8 protein-coding genes and 1 pseudogene are annotated in these 11,077 nt (G+C 69.0%); 2 read left to right on the plus strand and 7 right to left on the minus strand.

The window, feature by feature from the left end; all coding sequences use genetic code 11:
* Positions 1 to 411: 411 nt before the first annotated feature.
* The 3 genes from CQZ88_RS02745 to CQZ88_RS02755 form a co-directional block, all read right to left on the minus strand.
* Positions 412 to 834, minus strand: coding sequence for a low affinity iron permease family protein (locus tag CQZ88_RS02745; RefSeq protein ID WP_102799219.1), 423 nt, complete (start codon positions 832 to 834; stop codon positions 412 to 414).
* 489 nt (positions 835 to 1,323) lie between these two features.
* Positions 1,324 to 1,752, minus strand: coding sequence for an ATP-binding protein (locus CQZ88_RS02750; RefSeq protein WP_102799220.1), 429 nt, complete (start codon positions 1,750 to 1,752; stop codon positions 1,324 to 1,326).
* A gap of 100 nt (positions 1,753 to 1,852) precedes the next feature.
* Entirely contained in the window at positions 1,853 to 2,272 is a 420-nt protein-coding gene (locus tag CQZ88_RS02755; protein WP_258008424.1) for an STAS domain-containing protein, read from the minus strand.
* Between the two features lie 575 nt (positions 2,273 to 2,847).
* Here CQZ88_RS02755 and CQZ88_RS02760 point away from each other — a divergent pair.
* Entirely contained in the window at positions 2,848 to 3,291 is a 444-nt protein-coding gene (locus tag CQZ88_RS02760) for a response regulator (protein ID WP_102799221.1), read from the plus strand.
* A gap of 478 nt (positions 3,292 to 3,769) precedes the next feature.
* On the opposite strand, the gene istB is transcribed toward CQZ88_RS02760, so the two are convergent.
* Positions 3,770 to 4,567 carry an IS21-like element helper ATPase IstB gene (gene istB, locus CQZ88_RS02765; protein WP_102799222.1) on the minus strand — a complete coding sequence of 266 codons (798 nt, stop codon included), beginning with the start codon at positions 4,565 to 4,567 and terminating at the stop codon, positions 3,770 to 3,772.
* A pseudogene (gene istA / locus CQZ88_RS02770) lies at positions 4,567 to 5,810 on the minus strand (IS21 family transposase). The gene istB and the pseudogene istA overlap by 1 nt, the downstream one beginning before the upstream one ends.
* A 1,070-nt stretch (positions 5,811 to 6,880) precedes the next feature.
* On the opposite strand from istA, the gene CQZ88_RS02775 reads away from it, so the two are divergent.
* Positions 6,881 to 7,321 carry a hypothetical protein gene (locus tag CQZ88_RS02775; RefSeq protein WP_146034240.1) on the plus strand — a complete coding sequence of 147 codons (441 nt, stop codon included), beginning with the start codon at positions 6,881 to 6,883 and terminating at the stop codon, positions 7,319 to 7,321.
* Positions 7,322 to 7,406: 85 nt separating this feature from the next.
* On the opposite strand, the gene CQZ88_RS02780 is transcribed toward CQZ88_RS02775, so the two are convergent.
* Both CQZ88_RS02780 and CQZ88_RS02785 read right to left on the minus strand, forming a co-directional pair.
* On the minus strand, positions 7,407 to 8,444 hold the full coding sequence (locus CQZ88_RS02780) for an alpha/beta fold hydrolase (protein ID WP_003935601.1): 1,038 nt from the start codon (positions 8,442 to 8,444) through the stop codon (positions 7,407 to 7,409).
* A gap of 1,036 nt (positions 8,445 to 9,480) precedes the next feature.
* Positions 9,481 to 10,910 (minus strand): IS3 family transposase gene (locus CQZ88_RS02785; RefSeq protein WP_374703804.1). Its coding sequence is split into 2 segments (ribosomal slippage): positions 9,481 to 10,544 and positions 10,544 to 10,910, totalling 1,431 coding nucleotides; the frame shifts between segments, so codons are not numbered across the junction.
* Positions 10,911 to 11,077: the final 167 nt, after the last annotated feature.

Genomic DNA, 11,077 nt, shown 5'->3' on the forward strand with positions numbered 1-11,077 from the left:
GTACGCAGCATCTGACTGGCGGCTTGTCGTACCGAGCTTGCTGGTGCCGATCGGGGACAACCCGCTGTTTTTCGTTGCGGGAGGTGCGGCAGCTGTCGCCGCGGTGGAGGTGCGCCGGAGCTGCGGGTTCCCGCGGCGGACGCAGAGGCCCGGGGGTGACGAAGCCTCCCGACCGGTGCGGGGCAGTGCGGCGCGGTGCACGGGGGTTGTCGATTCGGCCGTGGCAGCCACCGAGCTCGGATAGCCGGCTCGGTGGCTGCCACGGGAGGTGCCGTCTGGGAGGTGACAGTTGCAGACGACACCCGCACAGGAGCGGGTCTCGGCGCATGCAGTGACCCGCATGCCGCGATTACCGTGGCGCGGCCCGCCTGGTTCTGCTCGCCGCGGTCTCCCGCCGAGCGGTGGGGCGGTCTAGGCGCCTTCGCGGTGTTCGAGACCGACGGCGGCGCGCAGTTCTCGGCAGTCGATCTGCAGTCCGGGATGCTCGTGCGACAGTTGCGCCATCAGATCGGCCAGGCCGTCGGCGATGGCGTTGAGTTTGTGCTGGACCGCGTCGTCGGCGCGTTTCTGGGTGTTCTGCAGCAGCGCCACCAGCAGGAACGTCACGATGGTGGTGACGGTGTTGATGATCAGTTGCCAGGTGTCGATGTTGTCGAGCACGAGGAACGACGGGGCCCACACCAGCACCAGCAGCACACAGAAGGCGAAGAACGCCGCCCGCGAGACCATGGCGTCGGCGCGGGTGGCGAACCGATCGAACAGGGACAAATGGCCGCGCACCTGGGAGGGCAGCACCACCGCCGGGCGGGTCCGGCGGGCAGACGAGTCGACCATGTTTCCTACCTCCTCGCGGTCCCGAAGTCGGACCGGCTTCCCGGGGGCATACCCGACTGTTTCGTTCGTAAACTTTCTGCGGGCCGTCGCGTACGCAGCGTCGGCCCCGAAGTCGTTGCGCGAGGACCGGTCCCGGCAAGGACGTCCCGGGGTCCGACTCGAGGTGTGACCCGGCGACGCCCGGGGTATGGCTGTGTCCGAGCACACGCGGTGCGCCGGCGGGCCGGGCGTGGGTCGGCCTCAGGGATGGATACCGCAACGGGGGTGAGCATGAGCCATGCGTCGTCGCACCGCGGCACCGGATCCGGTGCCGCGGACTTGACGGATGAGGATCTCGAGGTGGTGTGCCGGGTCTTGACCGGTACGTCGCCGACGGCGGGGGATCGGGCCGTGCTGCGCACGGCGGTCGACCCGCCCGGTTCCCGGTAGCACGCTGCTGTCGGCGCACTCTGCCGCCGTCTGCCGCCGACTCGGGGTGGGCTGCGCTGGTTACGCGTGCGTGGGGACGGTGCGAAGATCCCACTGCATCGTCACCGTGGTGCCGGTGGCATCGACATGCACCGCGGAGTCGGTGCTGACGGCGCCGACGAGGACCAGTCCGTTGCCCCGGGAGCTGTCGGGGGTGTCGGTGGGGATGCGCCAGCGGCCGTGGTCACGGACCAGGACGATCAGCCGCCCGCGGTGATAGGTGGCGTGCACGCGCAGCGGACCCGCCGTGGTGGGATAGGCGTGTTCGGCGGCGTTCGCGGCGGCCTCGTAGACGGCCAGCAGCACATCGGCACGCATCGCGGCCGACAGCGGGAGGGCGGTCAGCCACCGGCGCAGCTCGGCGCGCAGCGCGGTCAGAGCGGCCGCATCGGCTCGGTCGAGTCGCTGCCGAAACTCGGCCACCGAGTCCGTGCGGGTGGGGCTGCGCATGACGGGGTGCTCCTCGGATGTCGGCGCGGGATCCGCAGTCGGGTCTGTCCGCGCAGTGTCGGGTACCCCGGTGTCGGGGCGGTCAAGCGCCGCCGTGCGGTCAGCGCCGCGGCGCCGCAGGGTTCAGCGCCGTGCCCAGATCGATCGTCGCGGCGTCGAGGTCGGGATGCACCCGCAAGAGCTCGGTCAGTCCCAGCAGTTCGAGGGGACGTGCGGTGGCGGCGCCGCGGGCCACCACGGCGAACGGCACCTCTGCGCCGGCGCCGCCGGCGGCGGCGTGGGCGTCGAGCAGGGCCGCGATGCCCACCGAGGCCAGGAAGGTGACCGCGCTCAGGTCGATGACCACGGCGCGGGGAGCGTCGGCCAGGGCCTGGTGGATGGCGGTGCGCAGTTGCGGGGCGGTCAGCAGATCGATGTCGCCGCGGGCGGCGACAATGGCGAGGCTGTCGCGGTGCTGGACGGTCACCGCCATCAGCGGCTCGTCCTCGTCGGTGGCATGGGTGGGGGGCGTCTCGATCACGGGGGCCATCCTTGCAGCCGGGCGCGGGGATCTCACCCCCGCACCGGATCTGTCCTGCGCCCGCAGGTGCGGGATGCTGCGGGCGGTACCGCTGAGCGGCACCTCGCTACGGGCCGGAGCGAAGTGAGCTACAGTTCGCTTCCGGGTTCAGCAACCAGCCCGCCCGATTGCCCTCTGTTGTGCCGAGCGATGGCCCTGCCCGCAGGTCCGATGGCCGCACGCCTCGGTGCCGTGCCGGTTGCGAGCCGGAAAGCTACCCGGATGAGTTTCGCCGTTCCTTCTGATCGTGGGGCTCTGCTGATGTCCCGCGGAGCGATCGTCGCCGCTGCGCACAGCCGCACTGTCACCGAGCCCAGACGAGGCGGGAATGCGTGGGCAGACGAGGACACGTGCGCCGGGACGCGGACTGTCGTCCGCGCGCACCCCGGGGTCGCCGCGCTCGTACCGGCCGGGCGACCACGACGGTGCCTCCTGGCCGGCGCCCCGGTGGTCTGCTGCCCTCTGCTCGATGACCCCTGCCGAGGCCGAGTTCGGTCTCGTCGCCCCCGCCACCGACACCGCAAGGAGTACACCTGATGTTCGATACTGCCGACCCGATCGATGTCCTGCTGGTCGAGGACGACCCGGGCGACGAATTGATGACCCGCGAAGCATTCGCCGACAACGACATCGGTAACGAACTGCACGTCGTACGCGACGGCGAGCAGGCACTGGACTTCGTGTATCGGCGCGGGGACTACGTCGACGCCCCACGACCGGAGTTGATCCTGCTGGATCTGAACCTGCCCAAGTACGACGGGCGGCAGGTGCTCGAAACCATCAAGGGCGATCCCGAATTGGCCGATATCCCGATCGTCGTGCTGACCACCTCCGCGGCCGAGGAAGACATCGCCCGCAGTTACCGGCTGCACGCCAATGCCTACGTCACCAAACCGGTCGATCTCGATCAGTTCCTCGGTACGGTCCGGCAGATCGACGAGTTCTTCGTGCAGGTGGTGCGCCTGCCCCGCCGCAAGTAGCTCCGGCGGACCCGGCTCCCGACGCCGCAAAGCCGGTGCGTCACCCCACCAGCGCGGGGGAGCCGACGGGGCGTGTCCAGGGACACCGAGGAATCGGCCTAGGACGTGCACCGGGGGACGCGCACCGGGTCCTATTTCCGGAGGCAGACGAGGCGGGCACTGTGCCTGGTAGTCGCCAGCGTTGTCCTCTTGGGAGCACACGAGCGGGTCCGGGACCGAGGACACGTCGGGTGGGCGCGGCGACCGGGGGACAGCGGGCCGAAGTAGGGCGCCGGAGTGGGCGTCTCGCCCCTCCCCTGACGGCGCGCCCGACGCTCCGGCCGTCTCACGGTAGCTCACCGGAATCCTCGGTCCGGGGGCGGATCAGGCTTCCCGTCGACGACTTTCCCGTCCCGGGTGGGAGCCGGTGTCAACGGCACCTGAACTTTGACCCCTTTCCGGCATCCGAAAATTGACCCCCTCTCGGTCGGTGAGGCCGCTAATCCTCGGCGGTGCGGCCGGTGGGGGTGCGGCCGAGATCGCGGCCCTTGAGCCGGTAGCTGTCACCCTTGAGCGAGACGACGTCGGCGTGGTGCACGAGGCGGTCGATCATCGCGGCGGCGACGACCTCGTCCCCGAAGACCTCGCCCCATCGACCGAACGGCTTGTTCGAGGTGATGATCAGGCTGGCCCGTTCGTAGCGGCTGGAGACGAGCTGGAAGAACAGGTTCGCCGCCTCGGCCTCGAATGGGATGTAGCCGACCTCGTCGACCACGAGCAGCGGGTAACGGCCGAGTTTGACCAGTTCGGCTTCCAGCCGGCCGTTGTGGTGGGCGTCCGCCAGTCGGGAAACCCATTGCGCGGCGGTGGCGAACAACACCCGATGCCCGCCCTGGCAGGCCCGGATCGCGATCCCGATCGCCAAGTGGGTTTTCCCGGTTCCCGGTGGTCCCAGAAAGACCACATTGTCTTTGGCGGTGACGAAGTCGAGCGTGCCCAGGTGCGCGATCGTCTCCCGTCTGAGACCGCGGGCGTGATCGAAGTCGAACTCCTCCAACGATTTGCGGGCCGGGAATCGGGCCGATCGGATCCGCGATTCACCGCCGTGGCTTTCCCGCGCCGAGACCTCTCGCTGCAGGCATGCGACGAGGAACTCCTCGTAGGTCCAGTTCTCGGCCCGGGCCCGCTCACTCAGCCGCCGTGCCGCCTCGCGCAGGGTCGGGGCCTTCAAGGCGCGGGTGAGAAAACTCAATTCGGCGGTCAGATCCCGCTCCGATGCTCGGGTGTGGGTCGTCATCACGCCACCGTTCCGTCGTAGTCGTCGATGCCCAGGGCGGCGTCGTAGTCGCTCAGCGCCCGGATCTGCACCTCGGTCTCGGCCGGCCGGTGCACCAGGGTCATGCGGTCGCGGCGCAGCGCCGCAGCGGCCTGGACGTGCTCCGGGTCGGAGACGGTCTGGTGTTTGGCCCAGGCCCGGGCGTGGTCGGCGACGACGGTGCCCTCGCAGCGCACCCGCACCCGGTCCAGGTCGGCGCTGACCTCGATGCGCCGGCCGATCACCGCCGGATGCACCGAATAGTCGTTGGCGTCGAACCGGATGTAATGATCGCGGGCCAACCGGGTCGAAAAGCGCCACCCGGTGGCGGGGGCACCGGCGGCAGCGTGAGCATGGCCTGCCGGTCGGCGTCGATCCGATCGGCCGGTGCGCATCCGAGCACCCGTTTGCGGCGGGTGTTGGCCCCCGCCACCCACGCCGACAACTGCCGGTTGAAGTCGGCCGGGCCGGTGAACGAGCGGCCCGGCAGGAACGAGGTTTCCAGATAGTCGTGGTTGCGTTCGACGACGCCCTTGGCCTCCGGGTCGCCGGGATTGCAGATCAGCACCTTCGCCCCGAGGGTGCCGCGGAAACCCTGACAGTCCCGGGTCAGTTCCGTCCGGCGGTGGCGTCGCCGCCCGACCGCGCCCTCGCCGTCCCACACCAGCACCCGGGGCACCGCGCCGAGGCGGCCGAGCAGCTGCCACCAGCCCGCGAACAGGTCCTCGGCGCCGCGGGTGGGCACCAGCACCGCCGACAACCAGCGGGAATAGCCGCAAATCATCGTCAACACCGGCAGTTTCGTCGAGGTCCGGGATTGCCCGTGGTCGACCGGCAGGGTGATCGGGGGGAACCAGAAATCGCACTGGGCGATCTCCCCGGGCAGGTAGGTGGTGCGCGAGGCCGGATCGGGCGGCAGATAGACCGGGCGCAGTTCGGCGACCCGGCCACTGAGCACCCGGATCGAGTGTTCCCAGCCGATCCGTTCGGCGATCACCGTCGCCGGCATCGTGGGGAACTGTGCCAGCAGCTCCCGGATGCGGGGTTCGAACGGGTCGACGATCGAGCCTGCCTTGGCTCGCTGGTACTTCGGAGGACCGTCGGCGGCGAGCGCCGAGCGGACCGTGTTGCGGGAAATCCCCATCACCCGGGCGATCGCCTTGATCGGCAACCGTTCGCTGCGATGCAGACGACGAATCTCGGCCCAATCTTCCACGGACAACATCCCTTCGTCCCTCCTGGCTCGACTTCAGCCAGGATCGGTGGTCAGGGGGTCAAAATTGAGATGCCATACCGTGGTCAGTTTTCACGTGCCGTCGACAAGCCGGCCCCTGTTTTCGGTGGGCCGTGTCCCTGTCGGCGGTGCGTCGACGTCGCCACGCCCGTCGGCACCACCGCCGGATCAGGCGAAGAGGCGAAGGCAAGTCACCCCGGGTCCGGTGAGCGCAGCCCTTCAGCGAAGGACTGTGATCAAGGTAAGCGAGCGTAGGTGCCGTCCTGCGGGCGCGGAAGTTCTGAACGTCGGCATCGGAAGCCAGGTTCGGTCTCACCCACCGGGGAATGCCGCGGCCGCAACGGCCGGATCGCCGTTGCGGCCAGGGCGGGCGCCGAACCCGCGCGGGAGACAAACTCTCCGTTTCCCTCCCGGCAGTTCCGATCAGATGATGGTGCCGAGGAGCTGGGCGCTGCCCGTGCTGATGGTCTGCAGCAGGGCGTTGAAGTTGACGAGAAACGCGTTCAGGATCTCGGTCATTGTTTCCTCCTTGCTGTAATGTGTTCCGGCAGAGCCGTATTCGTAACATCGGCTGTGTTGCGGGAGTTACCCCACCAGCAGGTGCGTGTAAACGGGGGATACGCACACTTCGTCTGTGATCTATGTCACTGGGGTTGTCGTCTTCGGTGTCTTCCGGTTCGCCCCGAAGTCCTCGGTGGTGACGAACCGAAACCGGGAGACCAAGATCAACCCGGCAGCGATCGGTCTCGCCGCAGACGAGGGGGCCCGTGCGCAACTCTCGGAGGTGGGAGTCCCGGTGGCGGTTACAGACCCGTCGGCGCAAGAACGAGCCCGGTGTCGCCGGCTCCGGTGCAAGCAGCCTTGCTCGGCCCGTGGGGCGGGCCGGTCCGGGCGCGAGCCCGTTCTTGTATTGCCCCTTGGTAGTCGGTGCGGTGTCACCGCGTGCCGGGCGGGGTATGCCCACCTGAGCAGCCCCGGGAGGTCGAAGGTGCCGGGCATCGTCGAGGCGAGAGGGAGAGCCGGTGTCGGGACGGAGTAGATCGCTTGTCGCAGGAGCGCTCGTGTGGGGGGTGCTGGCGCTGGCCGCACCTGCCCATGGTGCTCCTCCTCCCACCACCCCTCCCCCCACCGCACCGGGCGGTGCCGCCAAGGCCGCCGGCGTGCCCGATCCGGCCCTGCTCGCGGCCTATCGGCACGGAGTGCCCATCGTGGAGGCGGTGCGGGCCGTCTTCGAGGACGAGACCACCATCGGGGTGGTCTACCGCACCGTGCAGGACCCCGCACAGCTGGCTTCGGCGACCGAGAAGTATGTGGTGACCGCTGGTGTCCCACCGGCCCCCGAGTTCCTCGTCCTGACTCATCCGGTCAATGCCGGGACGATGTACCTGCTCGACGACGCCGGGCGACGCCACGACCAGCTGTCCGGCCGGTTCACCCGCCTGCCGGCCCTCGCCCCGCCGGGTTCCGCACCGGCGGTCGGAGCAGCGCAGATCACCGACTGAGGTTCCGGTGCCGCGGGCAGCGCCCCCGCCACACCGCAGCCGGGGCACCGGCACAGGAGGGATCGAAAAGTCCTCTTCCTCGCTCTCAGGTGGCGCTGCGCTCGTCGGCACCCATTGCACCGAGCACAGCCTGCCGGGTGGCCGGACTGCCGGTGATCTGGTTCTCGCTGACGCCGTTGATCAGCAACTCACGCCAGCGTTGCTCGTCGAACACGAGAGGCGCAGTCGAGTCGAGGAATTCCTCGACGACCCGCAGGAACCGGATGGGATCGTCGCGGAACGGGAAGTGACCGGCGCCGCGGAAGATGTCGAGCCGGGAATTCGGCATCGCCGAATGCGCCAGGTAACCGTGGCTCACCGGGATCACGCTGTCGTGATCTCCCCAGATCAGCTGCACGGGCAGGTTCTCGGTCAGGTAACAGCGGTCGAGCATCGTCACCACCTGGCCGCGCCAGTCCACGACGGCCCGCAGTGTGCGCAGGAACGCCTCGTAGGCGGTCGGATCGGGCAGTCCGCTCAGGACGCGGATCAGATCCGACGTGTCGTGCAGGAAGACACCGGGGCGTAGCGGCGTGTCGTGCAACTGCCCCAGCAGGTCGCCGGCGACGCGTACCGCCGGCATCGCGCCGGGCAGCCGCAGCAGCTTGAGGACCTCGCTCAGGCCTGGCATGGACAGCAGGCGGAGGGCGGGGTGGACGTCCTTGGTGACGCCGCCCGAGGAGACGAGGATCAGCCGGTCCACCATCTGCGGGAACTGGTACGCGAACTGCATCGCGACGCCGCCGCCGAGGGAGTGCCCGACCACCGTGACGTGCTCGATGCCCAGCACCGACAGCAGATCTCGGACACCGTTGGCGTATGCGGCGACCGAATAGTCGGCGCGGGGCTTGTCGGAGCGTCCGTGGCCGAGCAGGTCGGGGGCGATGACCGTGTACTTGCGGGCGAGATGCGGGATGACCTCCTGCCAGGTCGAGGAGTTGTCGCCGATCCCGTGGATCAGCAGCAGGGCGGGCCCCTCGCCGGCGAGCCGGAACGCGCGGCGGTAGCCGTGGATGGTCCGGAAGACCACCCGCGTCTCCGCATCCGGTACCGGCCGGAGCGTGCGTGTGCGTGATGAACCCATGTGCGTCTCCTGACCGCCGGATCCTCGTCGACCTGTGGTGTTCGAGGCGCCGGACCGTCGCCGGCCCGACCCTTCAGCTCAACTCGTCGAACCGAGCGTACTGACTGTATGTGACCCGTACAACACGCCTGGAAAGGCGCTTGCCCCACTTGGAGCGGTCCCAACGGGGCCGGGATCGACACCGGCAACTGCTGGCCCGAAGGCGTGCGCGTCCGGACCGATGCCGACCTTCGCTGCGTGCCTCCGCCATCGACCCGGGCAGGGACGCGGACCGCGGCAGAATCACCCGACACAGGCGGGAAATCGCAGAAGATCGTCTCCGCCCCGCCCTGCGGCCCGTTCGAGAGTCCAGGTCGCCTCCGAGGGCGGGTTTCGGGGCCTTGCCACGACCACGGACCCCGCCACCCACAGGGGCGTCCACCGTCGATCCGAGGGGGTGCGGCGCGGGGCGCCGGCACTGCCGTCCGGGCAAGGCCGGACGCGTCCGGCCGTCACGGTCCGGTCGACGCGGCGTCGTAGACCCTCACGGCGCTGACCTGTGCCCGGGGACCGTAACGACGGCGGGGGTTGCGGGCGCACCGGACGGTCTCGGCCCGCCGATGCCCGGGCCCCACGACCACGCGCGCAGGCTCCCGGGTCGATATCGAACGGCGCTCCCCGGCCGGGCTTACCGGGACGTGGCGCGGACCGTCCGGCTGGCTGTATCCGGACCCGCGTCCCTCTCCGAAGGGGAGGAGCGGGCAGGGATGCTCCCCGCATTCCTCGACCGGGGCGCCGGCGCAGCCCGCTCTGCCGGACGTGGTCCGTCCCCGACGGGATCGTCTGTGTCTGCGTCGATCCGGACACGGGGGCTGTGCGAACTCGGCGCCGGCGGGTGCCGCGACTGCTGCCCCCGCGGGTGCGCCGGCGTCAGTCGTCGGCGGGCGGGGTGGCGAGCTCCCGGAGGAACATGTCGGCCATCTTCACCGCACGGTCGCCGCCGTCGGCGCCTGCGACGAACACCGGAATTTTTCAAGGCGATTGAGTCCACCGGGTGTTAAGCGGCGACTTCCTCGGTGTCCGGTTCGGTCGCCGGGTCTTGGACGGGTTTGTTGATCCAGGCGTCGGCGGGTAGGGCCAGGATCGTTGGGTATGGGTCCGTCGTACCGAAGCGCGCGGGGTGGGTGCGGCGGGCGTCGGCGAGCACTCGAGCACGCTCAGTCGCCTTGGGTGCCGCGAGACCGAAGTGCACATCGGCCGGGGTGTGCAATCCGATTCCGGTATGACGGTGATCGTGGTTGTACCACGCGACGAACGAGTCCATGAACTCCCGGGCGTGGTGCACCGAACTGAACCGCTCCGGGAAACCCGGTCCGTATTTCAATGTCTTGAACAATGATTCGGAGTATGGATTGTCATTGGACACCCTCGGCCGCGAGTGCGACCGGACCACATCGAGGTCCGCGAGCAAGGTCGCGACCGACTTGCTCGTCATCGACGTGCCTCGATCCGCGTGCACCACCTCGGGGATCCCGTGGGTGGCGAAGATATCGGTCATGAACTCGACGGCCAGCAGCCCGGATTCATGGGTCTGCACGTGCGCTCCGACGATGTATCGGGAGTAGATGTCGACCATCACATACGCGTCGTAATACACACCCTTGGTTGGGCCGGGCAGTTTCGTGATGTCCCACGAGTACACCTGCCGCGGGGCTCGCGCCACCAATTCCGGACACGCCCGCGCCGGATGTCGCGCCTGCCGACGCCGGTCGCTGACCTGCCGGTTCTCCCGCAGAATCCGGTACATCGTCGCCACCGAACACAGATAGATGCCCTCGTCGAGCAGGGTGGCGTACACCTCGAGCGGCGCCCGGTCGACGAACCGATCCGAGCACAGCACCTCCACGACCCGGCGGCGCTCGAGCGCGGACAGCTTGTTCGCCGGCGCACGCATGACCGCTGAGACGGATGGGACGGAAGCGGCCGGGCGTTCCCGGGTGCGGGTCGCTGTCGAGCGGGCCACAGCGGTCAATGTTGTTGCGGCACGGGTGGTCACCCCGGCTGCGGTGAGGGCGTGGTGGGCGGCTGTCAGTGCTTCTTCCGCGTCTCGTCGGCGTCCGCGCTCTCGGAGAGTTGTTCCAAGAGCGCGTGCGCTTTTCCCATGATGGACAGTGCGGTCTCGGTAGTGGCCAGCTTCTTGTTCGCCCGTTCCAGTTCCCGCTTGAGGCGGGCGATCTCCGCCTGTTCGGGGGTCAGTTTGCCGATCTTCGCGCCCGGCTTCTTGCCCGTGAGGACGCCGGCGTCGCGTTGGCGGCGCCATTCGACGATCAGCGACGAGTACAAGCCTTCGCGACGCAGGTACGCCCCACCCTCGTTGGTCTCGCAGGCCTGCTCGTAGGCGTCGAGGTGCGCGAGCTTGTCCGCCGGAGTGAACGTCCGCCGTGGTTGCGGACCGCCGGCCCTGGGATGGTTCGCCTCGTCCTCCATACGGTCATTGTCCAGGACTGTGATCGAGTTGGTCATGATCGCGGTTGGTCCTTCTCTCGCCCTCTATCGTGGGTTGGCTTGCAATGACCCAATGGACTCAACTCACCCTGACATAGAGGGGTGTCGCGCTTCACCGGCTGAGAGAGTGTTGTGGAACCCTGTGCTGA

Origin of the sequence: Rhodococcus sp. ENV425 (assembly GCF_002887785.1) — a bacterium.
Lineage (GTDB): Bacteria > Actinomycetota > Actinomycetes > Mycobacteriales > Mycobacteriaceae > Rhodococcus > Rhodococcus aetherivorans.